Raw genomic sequence first — 18,045 nt, forward strand, 5'->3', positions numbered from 1 at the left:
AACTGTTAGACGGAGGTGCGGTTGATTCCTATATGAGCAAACAGGAAATTGATGTGAAACATAAAATTATCGTGTCTGCGAAAAAGCTTTTCTCCGAACTTGGCTACGATGGAACGAGTGTTAGAAAAATTTGTGACGAAGCCGGAGTTTCATTGCCGCTTGTTTCGTATCATTTCGGAGGCAAGGAAAACGTATTTCTGGCCATACTCGAGCCACTAAGCAGACTTCCTTATTTTCCCGAGACGGGGGATCCCAAGCAAGATCTGCAGAATTATCTCGAGGTCTATATTGCCTTTTATCAGCAGGAACGAGAACTTTCACAAATCATAAGACAAGAACTAGCCATGAATAGTGCAAGATCGGACAAGATCATTGCGTTTATTCAAGCCACGACAGATAAATTAAAACGTATTTTGGAAAACGGTCGGGACAAAGGTATCTTTCAATTCGAGTCCCTATCGAACAACGTGCGCTTTATCCTTGGGTGTTTGAACATGTCCTCCGTCTCAAGAGTCGAGATGCTCGAAGTCCTCATTGGACCGACAGATGACTCCAACTACCCTATAGAGAAAGAGGTTATTGATTTTATTTATAAAGGAATTCGAAACTAACAATGAAGTGCAGTTCTCCCTTATTAGGGGGCTGCACTTTTCTTTTTCTATGATTAGCTTATGCCGAAGTCCCTAACCCTCATCTTTTGTACGCGCACAACAATATTTACCCTCACAAAATCTTAAGGACTTTCGCAAAACTGTTTCTCTAGACCCACTCGGCTACCATCAGGTATAGTAATCAATGCACCATAAAGATCGATAGTTTTATTGACAGACGAGTGGAGGTAGTTTGGATGACTGCGGGGAATCAACGGTCGCTTTTAGCTGGATGGATCAGTTTAATAAGCAATCTTTTTCTTACGGTTGGTAAAATTTTTGTGGGTTTGTTCTTTAATAGCCAGGTATTATTGGCTGATGGGGTTCATAATGCCGGGGATGTCATTGCCTCAGGTGCGGCTCTAGGGTCAATGAAAATATCTCAGCAACCGGCGGATGAAGATCACCCTTACGGACATGGAAAAGCAGAAGTTCTAGGCTCCGGGATTGTAGCCATTATTTTATTTCTTGCGGCGCTGTATATCGCTTATCATTCTGTATTAGCCTTATTTGAAGAATCACATCCTGCAAGCACAGTTGCGCTAATAGCTGCAGGTATTTCGTTAGTATGGAAATGGTGGTTATATGTTTATACCATTCGGATTGGAAAAGAAATCAACTCAAAGGGATTGCTTGCAACAGCATACGATCACCTGGCGGATGTATACTGCTCGATCGCAGCTGTAATCGGAATAGGTCTTTCTTTAGCCGGAGAGTATTGGGGGATTATTTATTTGTCTTTCGGAGACTCGGTGGCAGGGATTATCGTTGCTTTTTTTGTCTTAAAATTAGCAGTGACTATGGCCAAAGAAGCCGCCGATATTCTTATGGAGAAGAATGTCGATCAAAACAAGCTTGATGCGTATATTGAACTGATTGAATCCGTTGATAACGTCAAACGCATAGATCGAGTTCGAGCAAGGGAACATGGACACTATATTCTCGTGGATGTCCGTGTTAGCGTCCCGGCAGAATTGACCGTCCAAGAAGGGCATGACATCTCCCGAAATATTAAACAAGCTATCATGACCCGACATAAAGACGTTGATGAAGTACTCATACATCTAAATCCTTACTATCAAGTGGGTTAACACATACGAAAGCCGAGTCATGAGAAATCTCTCCTGCTCGGCTTTTGCTTTCGGTTATGAATTAGCCCATAATCTGCTCTCGGCTCTTCCTGCTTCCGCGCCAATCGGATACGACTACACCAAGTAGGACAAGCGCCGCACCGATATAGCCTCTTAACGGCAATATTTCATGGGCGAACAAGAACCCAAATAGAGCGGCAAACACGGGTTCGAGCGCAAAGATTAAACCGGTTCGGGTAGGTGTCGTATACTTTTGAGCCAAAGGCTGAACAACAAAACCAAAGGCGCTGCATACGAGGCTAAGCACCAGAATGGAGATCCATCCGTTTAAAGTGGCTGGAAGCGAAGGCTTTTCAAAGATAAACGAAAAGAGCAATCCAAAGGCGCCGGCGAAACCTAATTGCCATATGCCCAGATTCAACGAATCCGATTTTTTCGCTGCGGTTCCGGTAATGATGATATAGACGGCGTAAAATAACGCGGACAGAATACATAGGACATCACCCGGATATATATGCAATTGGCTGTTCAGCGTAAGGAGTCCCATCCCGATGAAGGAGAGGCACACGCCAATGATAAGGCTGAGATGCTGCTTTTTCTTAAACACAAGAACGTAAATTAATGGGACAAAAATGACCGTTAGACTAACCAAAAAACCGGCATTGGACGTCGTTGTCGTTTTCAAGCCAAAGGTAATGCATGTAAAAATACAGAACAACAGGAACCCAAGTAAAGCTCCATATCGGATAGTGCGGAAATCCGTTTTCCGTAAATGTTTAAAGAAGAGGGCTGCTGTGACAAGGAAAGCAAACCCGAAACGTAAAGCGATTAAATTAAACTCATCGATACTATTCAGTCCATTTTGCATGAACAGGTACGAGGATCCCCAACATAATGTCACTGCGATCAACAACCATTCTGCTTTTTCACGTTTCACTTCCGATCCTCCTATTTCTCATCTTAGCTCAAATGGCTACCGTTTCAATTCCGCTGCTAACACAGTATACTAAATCTTCATGTACAAGAATACTGAATGTTTATTATACTAAACATGAGAATTACTCATGTAAAACAGAAGGAGCGGATCCATTGAGCATTGCAAAATATGAGGTCTTCATGAAAGTGGTCGAGCAGGGAAGCCTGACCAAGGCTGCCGAATTGCTGGGCTTCACCCAATCGGGAGTGAGCCATACGATTAACAGTCTGGAATCGGAGCTTGGATTCACCCTTTTGCTCCGCGGCCGCTCCGGTGTTAAATTAACAGCGAACGGCGAGCAGTTGTTAAAACCGATCCGCGAAATCCTTAATTGGAACGAACAATTGAAGCAGGTTGTAACCTCGATCCACGGCTTGGAAACAGGAACGATCCGCATCGGCTCCTTTACCAGTGTATCTGTTCACTGGCTTCCGGGCATGATGAAACAGTATCAGAATGACTATCCGAATATTGAATTTAAACTGATGGAAGGTGACTATGAAGAGATAGAAAACTGGATCGCCGCAGGGGAAGTGGATTGCGGTTTTATTACGATTCCCGCACGGGGAAGCTTTGATGTAGTCCCACTGAAGAAGGACCGGATGTTGGCCATTTTGCCTTTGACGCATCCCCTGAGTCAACTCCCCTTCTTTCCACTATCGCAAATTGAAAAGGAGCCGTTCATCATTCAGCGTGATGGATCGGATTACGATGTCAGGCGCATCTTGGATCAAACGTCACTCAAACCCCACATAAAGTTCTCGTCAGGAGATGATTATGCCATTATCGCGATGGTCGAGAACGGATTGGGCATTTCCATACTTCCTGAACTGGTCCTTCAGGGAAGGAATCACAACGTTCATTCGCTGGAGTTGGAGAATCATAGTTACCGTTTCCTGGGTATTGCCGTTCATTCCATGAAAGATGCGTCGCCGGCCACCAAACGGTTCGTCAATCATGTGCAGCAATGGTTGAAGTGTTAAAATATCAATCTCGTATCCGATCAATTAGATAATTTTGTTCTCCGTTCGTTTAATGGTATAATTAACCATAAATCCAAATCTAAAATAGTGAGGCGGTAATGATCATGGAAACAGGCAATACAGTAACCGTAGAAACAACCGTTCATGCACCAGTTGAACAAGTGTGGGCCTATTGGACAGAACCAAAGCATATAACCAAATGGTCTTTTGCTTCTGATGACTGGCATGCACCTAATGCTGAAAATGATTTAAGAGTTGGCGGAAAATTTGTTACAAGATTGGAAGCAAAGGATGGAAGCTTTGGATTTGATTTAGGTGGCGTTTATGATGAAGTGAGAGAAAATGAATTCATTTCCTACACGATGGGAGATGGAAGAAAAGTTGCAATCTCTTTTATACGTCAAGAAAACGATACGAAGGTAGTTGAAACTTTTGACGCGGAAACCACCAATCCCGTTGAGATGCAAAAAGCAGGCTGGCAGGCATTTCTTGACAATTTCAAAAAGTATAGTGAAACTTCACGTTAATACACAAAAAAACCTTCCTTTCGGAAGGTTTTTTTATTCACGTTTTGTCATGGGCAGTCTAATCTCAATCAAGGTCCCTTCATTAACCCTGCTCTTATACGTAATGCTGCCTCGGTGTTGTTTAATAATTCTGTGACAGATCATGAGACCGAGTCCTGTCCCCTTTTCTTTCAAACTATAAAAAGGCTGACCCAGGCGAGGCAACAGCTCCTCAGGGATCCCGCAGCCTTGATCTTTTATGGAAATCATACATACATCTTCTCCTACTTTTCCTAAACGGATGTCGATCTCCCCGCCATTAGGCATAGACTCTATGGCATTCTTTAAAATATTGAGAAACACCTGCTTTAATTGATTTTTTTCGCATGTAATGGGCAATTTTGACTCTTCATAATTACGTTTGAATTCAATATTGTTCAGCAGGCTCTGAGGAGACAGAAATTCGAGCGTATATTCAATCAGTTCCTCTACATCCGTACAGACAAGCTGAACAGCTTGAGGCTTTGCCAAAGAAAGAAGTTCACTCGTAATGGTCTCAATGCGTTCAAGTTCACTAAGGAGCAAATCACTGAACTTTATCGAATGATTCTCCCTTTTGTAGATCTGGAGAAATCCCTTGATCGTTGTGAGTGGATTTCGAATTTCATGCGCCACTCCTGCTGCCAGCTCCCCGACAACGGACAACTTCTCAGATTGCAAAAGAATTTCTTCCGCTTTTTTGCGTTCGGAGATATCACGGCTAATAATGACGATATGCTTGATCGTACCTTCTTCTCCCCTAACTGACCTGCAACGAGACTCTAGTTCGATCCAGCAACCATCTTTGTGTTTGAAGCGGGTCTCCATGGAGTGAGATTCCTTATCTTCGAACATTTTCATGATCGAACATTTAAAATTTGCCACATCGTCTGGATGTACCAGCTTACATAATTCAATACCTTCTAATTCGAAGCCTTTATATCCTAAAACAAGCTCATGAGAAGGTGAAAAGTAACTAACCGAATGATCCTTATCCATGACCATGATCAGGTCCGATGTATTCTCAGCGATTAGCCGGTATTTCGATTCACTTGCTTCAAGAGTCTTTTCCATCAGCTTTTTCTCTGTAATGATTCTACGAAGCCTCTCATTGGATTCAATAAGTAAGCCCCCCAGGATTACTCCTAACACCACGAACAATAAATACTGAAGGTGAAAGAGTGGCTGGTTTACTAAAATATGAAAAGAAAGTACCGTAATGATATAGAGAACAATATACGTTCCCATAAGAGCTGCGGTTTTTTTAAGGGGGGTGAATCGTGATATATATAGATGTAAAACGGAGAAAACACCCATGATGAATGTCCACCCCACGATGGCAGGAAACCAATTGCCGCTTGAAAGCAGCCTTGTCATCAAGGAAAACAAACCTGTAATTAATCCAGGTACCGGTCCAAGATAGGCGAAAACCAGAATTACGGGGGCATATCTGATGTCGTAAGAATAGCCTTGCTGCTTGACCGACAACATAATCAGGATGACGGAAACTAGCCCAGCATATACGCCTGCCCAGAGGTGCAGTTGCTTAAGTGGCTTGTGATTAATGAACGAACGGATAACTAGTGGCGTACTAACTAAGAGTGAAAATATGGAGAGATTAACAACGTAGTCATAAAGAATCAATATACCCTCACCCTCATATTCGTTTTTCTCATGAATATTCATAACTATCATAAACCATGATGGTAAGTATTTCTATATAAATGTAACGATAGCCACTTTCTTGTGCTAACGTCTATTCAACCAAGGATAAACGACTCCGTCGTCCTTTTAGGACGAGCGCGTTTGTCAAGGTAGATGCGAAGCAAAAGTATAAAACTTATACTTTCTTATCTACGTAAAAAAAACAGAGTGTTCAAAGTCATAAAGACTGGGAACACTCTGTTTCGAGAATGATTTTATTTCTTGGCTTGTTGCAACATTTTTATGAGTACCGTCACGGCCTCTGCCCGTGTAGCTGTATTCGCAGGCTCAAACTTGTTACCGCTGCGTCCGTCGATAATGCCCAATAAGCGAACACTTTCAACATCGCCTTTCGCCCATGCCGGGATATCTTCATCATCGGCAAAGCCGGTTGCCAGCGGCGATGCTGGCGCCGTACGTAAAGCAGCTGAGATCATGGACACCATCTCCACGCGGGAAATCCTGTTGTCCGGCCGGAAGGTTTGATCTTCGTAGCCTTCAATGACACCCATGTCTACCGCTTGAGACACCGCTGTTTCAGCCCAAACAGGGATCTGCTGCTTATCTGTAAAGTCAAATGTTTTACCTATTTTTTCCGCTTTCAGCGCATTCATCAGCATGACTACAAATTCAGCTCTTGTAACTGGATCATTCGGTTTAAACGTTCCATCCGGATAACCGCTGATGATGTTCTGTGCTACAGCTTTCTTGATGTCCTGTTCCGCCCAGTGTCCAGCCGTATCCAGGAAGGAAGCTTCCGTGCTTTCAGGACTTTTCGGTTTGTCCACTGCAAATACGGCAAACTTCGTAAAATGTTCTACTTCTACTGTTATTTTGTTATCGCTGACGGTTCCGCCGATTTCAATCCAGGCTTTTTTGGTTTCGTCGTAGTAAAAAACGGACGGCTGCTGAATTGGACCTAACTTGGCAGGATCAAACAAGAGAGAGATACTTACCGGCTTGTTGAAGTTTTGCATGAAATTTTTCAATATCTCAAAAACAGAACTGACAAGCTTGCTGCTATCGCTAACCAATCCACTCACATCTTTTAATGCCTCTCCCGTTAAGTGAAGCTCTTGACTCGTTGCTCCCTCAGGTATGGTAATCCATATGGCGTCTTTCCAACTTACGCTGTGTTTACTGCCTGCTGGAACCGTTACATCCAGCTTGTCGGGTATGGACGGCGAACCCGAAATCGAACCCGAGCTCGAGCTCGAACCTGAACCCGATGAGCTACTTGGGGAGTTGGTCTGAATAGTCTTGCTTAGCCCAATGCTCTCATTACCTGCAGCGTCTATCGCTGTAACACTAAACGTGTAAGTCGTACCCTCTGTAAGAGAACTGAGATTAAAGGAATAGACGTTACCGGTAACCGAGGAATAGACGACATTAGAAACGGAAGCATAGACTCCGTTAGTAACCGAAGCATAGACGTTTCCAACCACCGTGCCTCTTCCTGTATCATAAATACGGTATTGCTTCACTCCGATATTGTCTTTCGCTTCTGGCCAACTTAAGGTTAGGCTATTCTGTCCAACGTTCGCAGCACCAAGCGTACTGCCTTGCGGCCACACCGGAGCTTCATTGTCTGGTGCTTGCGTCTTGAGTTGAATAGCTTGAGTCCCCACAGTTCCAAACCAGTTCTTGATTGTATTAAAATCGTTGGAAAAGGCTAAGGACAGTAAAAGCATGATTCTGGCATGCTGTGGATTTAGGCTGTCTCCAGCAATAATTCCGTTGCCACCGCCTGGATACATCGTGCCTGAACCCGTTCTTGTCGTTGTGACGAAAATGACACCTTGTTTGATGGCATTGCTACGCGCTGTGCTCATCTTCGATGAAATGCCGCCTGCGCCCGTACCAGCGGTCACAATCCCCTTGGCGCCTTCTAGGGCAAATCCTTTGATAGCGCCGGCTGAACTGTCTTGATAACCATAAACAATTTCAACGGCTGGAAGCTTATCCTTCGTAATTGTCTTCAGGTCGAATGGGGTCGCCCAATCGGCTCGGCCTGCTTTAAACCGTTTCGCAGTCGTACGATAAATACGTATGTTGGTCTCGTCAATATAACCAAGTGCACCGAGAATCGGCGTTTCAAATGTGTCCATGCGTTGTGCGTTCGTTTTGGTTACTTCTCTTGCCGCTTGAATGATGTCATTCAGCATGACAACTGTGCCGAATGATTTCGTTTTACCGCTGCCCGCAAGCTTAATGGCATTATACAGATTCGCTGGACCATCGGTTCCGATGACGTCCCATGGTCTCATAGCGCCCGTTACAACTACCGGCTTTTCGCTTCTTACCGTGAGGTCAAGAAAATAAGCGATTTCTTCCATGGTATCCGTACCGGTAGTAACGACCACACCGTCATATACTTCTAATGCCTGGTCTACGGCAAGTGAAAGGTCGTACAAATCGCCCATCGAATAGCTGCCTGATCCTTTATTTCCGAATTGATAACTGTTCACATTGGCAATTTTGTTTTTATTCGGCAGTTGATTTATAAGGTCAGACATCAGATACGTTCCCGCTTGATAGTTTTGAAAACTCGTTGCATCCTTTGCTTTACCCGCCAACGTTCCACCGGTCGCGATCACAACGACGTTAGGTAGTTGAGGATCTCTGCTGTCAGATAGCGGGGGAATTGGAAATGAAGTTCCCGAAGGTTCCGCCGCACCCGCATTGGAAGGATGAATAAACAAAACGGCGATTAAGAGTACCAGAGACAAGAAAAGGAGTGGGATTAGGCTTCTTTTGAGAATTGGATGATAGAAATAGTTCATTAAACCTTACCTCCCGCTGAATTATGATGCCTCTTCCACATCTTGCGTACCATAAGTGCCAAACCAACCTTTAATCACGTTAAAGTCGCTTGAAAAAGCTATCGAAAGTAGAAGCATTATTCTGGCATGCTGTGCATTAAGACTATCCCCAGCGATAATGCCGTTACTTGAACTAGGGTACATAGTACCTGAGCCAGTTCGTGTCGTTGTTACGAAAATCACACCTTGCTTGATAGCATTACTGCGTGCTGCGCTCATCTTCGACGAGATGCCGCCTGCACCTGTACCAGCAGTCACAATCCCTTTGACGCCATCGGCTACCATTCCGTTAATCGCACCGCCTCCAGCATCTTGATACGCATAAGCGATTTCTACTGCTGGGAGCTTATCCTTCGTAATCGTCTTCAGGTCATATGGAGTCGCCCAGTCAGCTTCACCTGCTTTAAGCGCTCTAGCTGTCGCACGGTAGATACTTATATTCGTTTCATCGATGTAACCAAGCGCACCAAGGATTGGCGTTTCAAAAGTGTCCATGCGGTGAGCGTTCGTTTTGGTTACTTCTCTTGCTGCTTGAATGGTATCATTCAGCATAAGGACAGTCCCAAACGATTTCGTCTTTCCACTGCCTGCAAGCTTAATAGCGTTATACAGGTTAGCTGGTCCATCCGTTCCGATAACATCCCAAGGTCTCATGGCACCTGTGACGACTACCGGCTTTTCACTTCTCACCGTGAGGTCAAGGAAATAGGCGATTTCTTCCATCGTGTCCGTCCCGGAAGTAACGACCACGCCATCATATACTTCTAATGCTTGATCTACGGCAAGTGAAAGGTCGTACAAGTCTCCCATTGAATAGCTGCCTGATCCTTTGTTTCCAAATTGATAGGTATTCACATTAGCAATCTTATCTTTATTAGGCAATTGATTTACCAAATCAGACATCAGATACGTTCCTGCTTGATAAGTTTGAAAACTCGTTGCATCCGTTGCTTTACCTGCCAACGTTCCACCGGTTGCGATCACGACAACGTTAGGCAGTTGAGGATTCCTGCTGTCAGATAGCGGAGGGATTGCCGCAGCCGCGCTTGCAGAGGTTGGATTCATAAATACCAACATCATGCTGAAGAGAGCCATGACAAGCAATGGGATGAGGATCTTTTTGCTGAACTTACTTTCGTGAATAAATGCCATGTAAGAAAACCTCCATTATTATGTATTTTTTCGAAAATTAAAACGTTTAAACATAATTGAATTCTATTAAATGTTATATTATTTATCAAATACATAACATAATGATTAAAACGTTTACATTAATAATTATCGATGAATTCCTCATGATATTGCTATATTATCTATCTATTTAATATTTAGTTTACCAAGGAAAATTTGGTATTTTAGAGATAAAACACAATAATATAACACATACATATCATAAACCTAACACCAACTCACGGCCGTTCGGACAGCCCGGCAACATGAAGAAAGGACTTGTTTTTCCTCGGAAGTAAAGGAATAATGAGAGAGTATCCCATCTTAATAAGGCGGTGTTCGAATTGGTTCAATTGGGCTCAGGCATCACAACCATTCAGCTAGGTGCAGCAAACAACAGCAATCCGTTCATTCCGACTGTCCTGTGGGACGATCAAGATGTCATTCTCTTCGATACCGGCATCCCCGGCCAACTAGAGCTGATTCGTGCCGCGTTCCAGGAATCGTCGATTCCTTTCGAGAAGTTGACCAAAATTATCATAACCCACCAAGACATGGACCATATCGGCAGCCTTCCGGCTCTGGTTCAAGCCTTTGGAGACCAAGTCCAAGTGCTGGCCCACGAAACAGCCGTGCCGTACTTGGCTGGGGAAATCCCGCTCGTCAAGAGCAAAAGGCTTGCCCCCGCTGTCAAGGTTGACGTTGCCCTGCGGGACGGCGATATCCTTCCGTTTGCCGGCGGCATTCGAGTTATCTATACGCCAGGCCACACGCCGGACCATACCTCCTACTACCATATCCCGAGCAAAACCTTAATCGCAGGCGATGCTCTCACGTCGAAGGATGGCGTTCTGCAGTCCTATAACCCGGCCTACACACCGGATCAGAACACGGCACTGGCTTCCATTGCTAAGTTCCAAGAGCTGGAGCTCGAAGCGATCATCACATTCCACGGCGGCGTCTGCACGGACAACCTGCAAGAGCGTCTGCAAGAAATTGTGACTGCCGGACCGGTAGTGAATAGCTAATTAACGTTACCAGAAAAAAATAACCTCCAATCCACTTCATTCGTGGACTTGGAGGTTATTTCATTCGATTTCTTAGCCATAAATCTGCAGATCATGAATGGACCAATAATTCCCTGCTTTCATTGTCTGGACAATCTTTATAAATCTTGCAAACTGAGGACTAAAACGGATGTCTAGTACGCTTGAGCCAGTACCGGATGCAACCGCTTGAGACCAATGATTCCCATCCGTAGACACATATACCTCATATTTTCTTGGATAATCATTAGGCGAGCCCTCGCACCTGAGCAATATACGGTTGATCGTGTACGCAGTTTTCATATCCACTTGATAAAATTGCCCGGGAGCTTGAGCGACACCTGTGTCCCAACGACTATACATGTTGCCATCGATCGCACCCTGAGGTTTACCTGAACTGCTGGTAGCCTCCCATCCCGTTCGATCCAGAGCCACACTATCTGTTGCGGTTGCAGCTGCTGGTTGTGAAATCTCATTTGTACCTGAAAGTCTAATCTGATACAGATATTGGTCTCCTATCAACGTACTCGTATCTACAAACTCAGTACCTTGCACTCGCTCAGCAATCACTTCGTAGCTGTCCTCACCCGCACCTGGTTTACGTAAAATATCGTAACTGGTTGCTCCCTCAGATTCTTTCCAGCTTAGCTCAATCGCATGATTCGGCGCGGGCTTAGCTTCAATCCACGCTGGTGCAATTGGCTTCACCCTATCGGTTCGCGTCAGGATATACTGTACGGCTTCACCCGGACCTAGCGTTTCCTTGAATGCTAACTCAGGCGCTGCCTGCAATCCGCTTACATAGGTACGAGCCGTCTCATAAGTATCACCCGCTCCGAACCTTTCACCCTCGAACATGGCAGATTCAGGCATCGTTACTTTGACTTCTATCGTTTGCGTACTCGATTCAAAATTTACGAAGTTAAGCAAAATCTTATCCGATTTCCCTCCTGAGCCTGGAAGTGCGGGTAAAGCCGACGTGTCTACTCCCCGAAAATAAACAAGCTTATCCGAGAGCTCCGACTTATTGGTTAGTTCGTATATTAGCGGCTTTCCATGCGTCGCATAGGCTAGATTTAAACGCCGCATCACCCCGACTCGCGTATCATTCTCCAGTAAATTCTTATGAATCTTCATCTGTGCGGGGTTTTGTGCATTCAAATCAATCCCCGACTCAAACAAGGCATATTGCGGGTAAAATGCCGCATGCTGCATAAACATATCGGCATAACCGATATGAGCTCGCATAATGCGATCAAAGACGGCCGATTGCGGCTCTGCCGCGCCATATTCTTTTGGATCCTTATGACTATCCGAAGTTCCGTACTCCGTATTCAACATCAGCTTCTGCAGGCCATCCTCAGATCCTCCAAAGGTTCGCAGATTCTCCACAAAACTTCCATCCTTATTGTTTACGTAAGAGGTCCCATACGCATGTCCATTCGTTACATCTGTCATCTCTTCAAGCTCCATCCGCTGATTCGGATCGCCTTCCCAGCCATCAGGATCCCCGCAACTAAATCTTCCTGATGAGTTTTGATTTCTACACGCTCTCATGCTGTACTCGGGCGCATATGCCCAACCTGGAGCAACTGTTTTCACATGAGGAGCCAGCTTTGGCAGGTTGGTTTTGAGCCATTGTGCAATGGCTAGATTCACGCTTTTCGATCGATTAAACAAGCCTGGTTCATTATCAATCTCATAATACTGAAACAGGGAGCCGTACTGCTTCACATAGTCCAGTAATTTGTTTTCTGCATCTGCTGGCAGTGTTCCGTCCGCTTTTAGCTTAATATTTCCTGTATGCAAATGCAGAGCTACCGCTTGTGTGTTGTAATCACGCAGCGTTTCGTAATAAGGCTTAATTGCGGAACATCCCTCTTTTACATCTGTGGCACAATCCACTCTCATCACGTTGCCGCTATACGCAATTCCCAGCCATTTTAATACATAGGGAAGATGCTTAACTGCTCCCTGGTCATAGTAAAATGACAAATTACTGACTTTAGTTCCAGATTCCACATATCGCCCATGAATAGGTTCTAACGCAGGTGCAGCAAGTGCATCAAGCGAGAGATAGTCCCATTTCCACCAAAGAAATTTATTCTCATCTGACTTACAATACAAACAGCCGACGGCTGACAGCTTCAATTCGTTATTTCCCAGCTGCAGCTGCTCCTTAGGAATATAAAGCTCATATAATTTCTTATATGCGTAGGTGCTAGTCGTCCCTCCCACTCCTGCAATCTGGATGATACCCGAAAGCATTTTGTTGGAAAACACCGCCATTTGAGGAACAGACTTATACGCATCCAAAATTTTCACTCGGAAATGAACCCCATATTCAGGTATTTCAGCTAATGAATAGTTGATCGACAATGTAGGATTTAACGATTTATTAAGACCTTGCGGCAGCGAGTTCCAAATCTCCGGCTGCTTTAAGTCGGCTGACACGGTATAACTGATCTGTCCTGCGCTCTCTTTTCCAAACTCCGAATAGGAATCATTTGGTTTGCCTAGCATCCAGATCTGATTGCCGATCTGATTGGATTCTGTCATCACCTTTACTAACTCTGTTTTTGCAGATGCACCGTAATTACTCGAGGCCGAAATCAGGATCAGTAAGATCAATAAGGCCGATGGCACAATCACATATCTCATCATGTTAGATACCTCTCAACCTTCAAGGAAGTAATAGGGCATTTGCTGGAATAATTTCTTTTGCTTGGGACGGACTCGTCCACATCATTTTCGCAGCGGCACCATTCAGATTATCATAATACTCAACCTTCAAATCAACCGGTACGCCTGCGTTAAGTGCAATGGCTCCAGTACGTTCCGTCCAACTTTGATTAACCCAACTATCAATAACCAGTTTACCATTCACCCAAACTCGAATCCCATCATCACTTAGGGTAGATATCTGATAAGTTTCCGTATATGCGGGTACGAGCTTCCCCGTCCATCTCACCGAGAACGTATCTGCTTGCATAGATGGAAAAGGTGCTGAGCTCAACCAATTGAAATCGATCTTGGCATCCACCCTCGTTTCCTTTAGGTCGGTCAAATCCTTATTATCAAAATATTCCGCTCGCAGGCCATGTTTAGTTTCTCCCCAGACTGGCTGTATTTGCGGTTGTTTAATAGGCCGAAAAGATTCTCTACTAAATATTTTCGAATTCGAGTAGAAGGTTTGAATCTCTTCTTTTTTATTATTTTCGGACAGTAACTTGCCCCATGTCATGAAATAGGCCCATTTGGGTTGTTCTTTCAATATAGCGGCACTTGGCAGCTCACCATTCTCCCCTATCGCCACAGGCTTGCCATCCGCCAACTGGACTATTTTCTTATAATAATCCGGATGGTAATCATTATCATAAATATCCACCGCGAGAACATCCACTTTATTTTCTCCTGGATATGTGGCCGTATAAGGGTCGGCATTGGCATTCGGCGCATTCGGGCTCCACACCCAAAGCAGGTTATTCAGCTTGTGCACACGCACGAAGCGATCGTACATGATATTCCACAACGATGAGAAGTTGTTCTTCTTACCCCACCAGAACCAATTCCCGTTCATTTCATGATAAGGACGCCATAAAACAGGAACTCCTGCTTCTTTCAGTTTCTCCAAGTAAACTGCCGCTTTATCCAGTTCAGCAATCAATTTCGCATACTGGGGAGTGCCTGGCGTAACGTACTTATCAAAATCCGCTTGGCTCATTTCCTTCTGCACATTTGACCAGCACAGACACGTTCCGGGAATGTTCTGATGGAAGGAAATGGTAATCAGGCCTCCAGCCTGATTCCATGCGATCGCACTATTCACTACCTTTTGTCTTTGCGCCGCCAATTGCCTTTCGGATTGATCCATAACGGCACCGAATTCATAGCCATGTAGACCAGGAAATTTACCTGTCCACCCTTTTATTTGATTCGTCCACTCATCTGGACTTTCAAGGTAATCATGCTGCCCGCTAATCGTGCCCACACCCGAAACGGTATATAATTGCTGCAGCACCGTCTTAGCCTCGATCGTCGCTTGTGAATTGATAGGAACAGACGACGCATTAGCGGTGTGTGGTTGAAACAAGACATTCGGCGCTAACAAAGAAAGTAAGAACAATAAGTAAACCACCTTCTTACGTACACCCACCTCTCCCAAAATAAAAGTCACCATCTTCTTTGAAAAATAAAATCCATATCAACAATAAATGTATTTATTTGCTATTTTTAGCTATGCCTTCAAACAAGGAATCGCCTTCCATTCCCCGAATCGAACAGAAGGCGGTTCTTTGTTTCAAAACAAAACTTAAATAAATTGGTGAAGCGGAATGTCCTTCCAGGCCATACAAATACGAACTATATCCTCTTCAACTAAATCGGATCCACTTTGCACCTCGATAAATTCAACATCCGTGATTGCTCGTATACTGTGTTTAGTCCCCTCCGGAATTCGGACAACATCACCGGGTTTGACCTGATAAAGTTTGTCATTAATGACAATATCCGCAACCCCGCTCACGATGGTCCATACTTCGCTTCGTTTATAATGCAGTTGATAACTGATATTTTTACCGGCATGTACGAGAATCCGTTTCGTGAGCACCTCATTATCTTCGGCATATTTAACGTAATCAATTACACGATATCGTCCCCACCTGCGCTCCTCATACATCGGGCGATGTTCTATTTTATTCATAACCTCCTTAATGCGGGGGCTCTCCGACTTGTTCGTCACTAAAATGCCATCCGGGCTCACTGCAATGACGGCGTCATGGATACCAATGACGGTGACAGGGATGTCCAGTTCATTAATCAAATGCGTATTATCACAATCTGTCGTTACGATGCCTGTTCCGATTTGGGAACGTCCCATTTCCTCTGTCAAGGTATTCCAGGTGCCAAGATCTTTCCAAAACCCGTCGTAGGGGACGACAACACAACTTGCTTCCTTTTCCACAATTTCGTAGTCAAAGCTTATTTTCGCTAATTTATGATAATTTTTAAGCATTTCCTCGTACTGGATAGGGATTCCCTTATCCATCATGACCTCAATGAGATAGCCGAGTCGGAAAGCAAAGACGCCGCAATTCCAAAGTGCTTTTTGATCAATCAAAACAGCTGCTTGTTCTCGGTTAGGCTTTTCGAAAAAATACTGGACATCCAGCGCTTCTGTCCCTTCTCGGCGTTCCTCCGATGGAACAATATAGCCATATTTCTCAGACGGAACCGTCGGAACAACACCCATTAGCGCTAAATTCGCTTCTGTTTCGTATAGAACATCCTCTAATTGTTTAATTTTCTGAAAGAAAGCCTCATCGACATACGGGTCTACGGGTAACACCGTGATCACTGTGCTCAGGGGTAAACTTTCCACATCATACATATAAGCAGCAGCTAGCGCGATAGCAGGGAAGGTATCTCTGCGCTCAGGCTCAATAATAAGAGGAGCTTCTCCGCCAAGTTGGCTAACAATCATTTCGACCTGCGAGCGGTTCGTCGCTAAGTACGCATCTTCGCCAAGGCCTGTATTCTGCAGCTGTCTCCACACACGTTGAACCATGGATTCATCTTTGCCTTTCTCATCCTCAAGTACCTTTAAGAACTGCTTGGATCTGGAATCATTGGACAATGGCCAAAGTCGTTTACCGGAACCGCCTGAAAGAAGAACCAATTTCATGAAAACCACGCTCCATTTGATTTATTTTGGATACAAGCAAATTATCTAACCAGTGCTTTAGGCCTGGACACACCAATCAAATCAGGACGCCCAACGGAATAATATTTGAGCCCCGTTCCTTGGATTTGTTCTTGGCTGTACACATTGCGGCCATCGATGAGAATAGGCTGTTCCATGATGAAAATAAGCTGTGACAAGGAAAGGTTTTTGAATTCCTCCCAATCCGTTAGCAAGCAAATCGCATCGGCATGGGCTGCCGCTTCCATGGCATTTTCACACCATTGAATCGCTGGATGATCGATACGCTCTCTGAATTTATCCATCGCAATGGGATCGTACAGCTTCAACGTTGCTCCTGCTCGGATCAGGGTTTCAACAATTTCAATCGAAGGCGCATAACGAATATCATCTGTATTTGGCTTGAAAGATAACCCCCAAATGCCCACAACTTTGCCGCTAAGCATGCCAAGAGAAGCTTCCAACTTAGAAATCACCTTGTAGCGCTGCGATTTATTCACTTCTACTACGGACTTGAGCAATTGAAACTCATAATCGACATTGCCGGCAATTTGAATCAAAGCGTCTGTGTCTTTCGGAAAGCAAGAGCCTCCGTAGCCGATACCGGCACTCAGGAAGGACGAACCAATTCGCTTATCTTTCCCCATCCCTTTGGCAACCTCCGTGACATCAGCGCCCACCTTCTCGCAAATATTAGAGATTTCATTGATAAACGAAATTTTAGTCGCTAGAAAAGCGTTCGAAGCGTACTTGATCATCTCGGCACTCCGGATACTTGTGACGAAGATTTGATCCGTGAAGGCACGGTGCAGCTCTGTGAGCGGTTCAGCCAAACTCTGGTTATCCAGCCCAAGCACAATTCGGTCTGGATGAAGGGTATCATCAATCGCTGAACCTTCACGCAGAAACTCTGGAATGGATACGACGTCAAAAGGGTGCTGCGTATTCATGCCAATAATCATTTGAATATGCTCATTCGTACCTACTGGAACTGTGCTCTTCGTTGCAATAATTTTATAGCCGTTCATTGCCTTCCCAATTTCCATAGCTGCCTGCTCGATATAGGACAGATTAGCCTCGCCATTAGGCAATGAGGGTGTGCCTACTGCAATGATAATGAGCTCAGATTGGCTGATGGCGTGAGCCAGATCCGTTGTAAAGGCTAACCGTCCCGCATTCAGATTCTTCTCCATAAGCTGTTCAATGCCAGGTTCGAAGATTGGAGAAATCAGATTTTGCAGTTTTTCGATTTTCTGTTTATCCTGATCCACACAGATAACGTTATTCCCCACTTCAGAGAAGCACACCCCGGAAACTAATCCCACATACCCTGTTCCGATTACTGCTATATCCATAC

13 protein-coding genes are annotated in these 18,045 nt (G+C 44.6%); 5 read left to right on the top strand and 8 right to left on the bottom strand.

What is annotated here, in order from left to right; all coding sequences use genetic code 11:
- The first annotated feature begins 32 nt into the window (after nt 1-32).
- The gene (locus J2Z65_RS10455) at nt 33-611 is read left to right on the top strand and encodes a TetR/AcrR family transcriptional regulator (protein ID WP_167065286.1); all 579 of its coding nucleotides are present in this window, start codon (nt 33-35) and stop codon (nt 609-611) included.
- A gap of 236 nt (nt 612-847) precedes the next feature.
- Nucleotides 848-1,741 (top strand): cation diffusion facilitator family transporter, encoded by an 894-nt coding sequence (locus J2Z65_RS10460; protein WP_167065289.1) that lies wholly within the window; start codon nt 848-850, stop codon nt 1,739-1,741.
- Between the two features lie 61 nt (nt 1,742-1,802).
- On the opposite strand, the gene J2Z65_RS10465 is transcribed toward J2Z65_RS10460, so the two are convergent.
- On the bottom strand, nt 1,803-2,678 hold the full coding sequence (locus tag J2Z65_RS10465) for an EamA family transporter (RefSeq protein WP_167065292.1): 876 nt from the start codon (nt 2,676-2,678) through the stop codon (nt 1,803-1,805).
- Nucleotides 2,679-2,830: 152 nt separating this feature from the next.
- Between J2Z65_RS10465 and J2Z65_RS10470 the strand changes: the two genes are divergently transcribed.
- On the top strand, nt 2,831-3,700 hold the full coding sequence (locus J2Z65_RS10470) for a LysR family transcriptional regulator (RefSeq protein ID WP_167065295.1): 870 nt from the start codon (nt 2,831-2,833) through the stop codon (nt 3,698-3,700).
- A gap of 104 nt (nt 3,701-3,804) precedes the next feature.
- The gene (locus J2Z65_RS10475) at nt 3,805-4,227 is read left to right on the top strand and encodes an SRPBCC family protein (RefSeq protein WP_167065298.1); all 423 of its coding nucleotides are present in this window, start codon (nt 3,805-3,807) and stop codon (nt 4,225-4,227) included.
- 33 nt (nt 4,228-4,260) lie between these two features.
- On the opposite strand, the gene J2Z65_RS10480 is transcribed toward J2Z65_RS10475, so the two are convergent.
- The 3 genes from J2Z65_RS10480 to J2Z65_RS10490 form a co-directional block, all read right to left on the bottom strand.
- Nucleotides 4,261-5,889 carry an ATP-binding protein gene (locus J2Z65_RS10480; protein ID WP_167065301.1) on the bottom strand — a complete coding sequence of 543 codons (1,629 nt, stop codon included), beginning with the start codon at nt 5,887-5,889 and terminating at the stop codon, nt 4,261-4,263.
- Between the two features lie 275 nt (nt 5,890-6,164).
- The gene (locus tag J2Z65_RS10485; protein WP_167065304.1) at nt 6,165-8,732 is read right to left on the bottom strand and encodes an asparaginase domain-containing protein; all 2,568 of its coding nucleotides are present in this window, start codon (nt 8,730-8,732) and stop codon (nt 6,165-6,167) included.
- Nucleotides 8,733-8,753: 21 nt separating this feature from the next.
- Nucleotides 8,754-9,923 (bottom strand): asparaginase, encoded by a 1,170-nt coding sequence (locus J2Z65_RS10490; RefSeq protein WP_167065307.1) that lies wholly within the window; start codon nt 9,921-9,923, stop codon nt 8,754-8,756.
- A 362-nt stretch (nt 9,924-10,285) separates the two neighbouring features.
- Between J2Z65_RS10490 and J2Z65_RS10495 the strand changes: the two genes are divergently transcribed.
- The gene (locus J2Z65_RS10495; protein ID WP_240159951.1) at nt 10,286-10,969 is read left to right on the top strand and encodes an MBL fold metallo-hydrolase; all 684 of its coding nucleotides are present in this window, start codon (nt 10,286-10,288) and stop codon (nt 10,967-10,969) included.
- 72 nt (nt 10,970-11,041) lie between these two features.
- On the opposite strand, the gene J2Z65_RS10500 is transcribed toward J2Z65_RS10495, so the two are convergent.
- From J2Z65_RS10500 to J2Z65_RS10515, 4 genes are all read right to left on the bottom strand, one after another.
- Entirely contained in the window at nt 11,042-13,651 is a 2,610-nt protein-coding gene (locus J2Z65_RS10500) for a discoidin domain-containing protein (protein ID WP_167065310.1), read from the bottom strand.
- Nucleotides 13,652-13,670: 19 nt separating this feature from the next.
- Entirely contained in the window at nt 13,671-15,113 is a 1,443-nt protein-coding gene (locus J2Z65_RS10505; protein ID WP_240159952.1) for a glycosyl hydrolase, read from the bottom strand.
- A 186-nt stretch (nt 15,114-15,299) separates the two neighbouring features.
- The gene (locus tag J2Z65_RS10510) at nt 15,300-16,670 is read right to left on the bottom strand and encodes a sugar phosphate nucleotidyltransferase (protein WP_167065316.1); all 1,371 of its coding nucleotides are present in this window, start codon (nt 16,668-16,670) and stop codon (nt 15,300-15,302) included.
- A 41-nt stretch (nt 16,671-16,711) separates the two neighbouring features.
- Nucleotides 16,712-18,043 (bottom strand): UDP-glucose dehydrogenase family protein, encoded by a 1,332-nt coding sequence (locus J2Z65_RS10515; protein ID WP_167065320.1) that lies wholly within the window; start codon nt 18,041-18,043, stop codon nt 16,712-16,714.
- Between the last annotated feature and the right edge of the window lie 2 nt (nt 18,044-18,045).

It is taken from the genome of Paenibacillus aceris, assembly GCF_017874035.1.
GTDB lineage: Bacteria > Bacillota > Bacilli > Paenibacillales > NBRC-103111 > Paenibacillus_E > Paenibacillus_E aceris.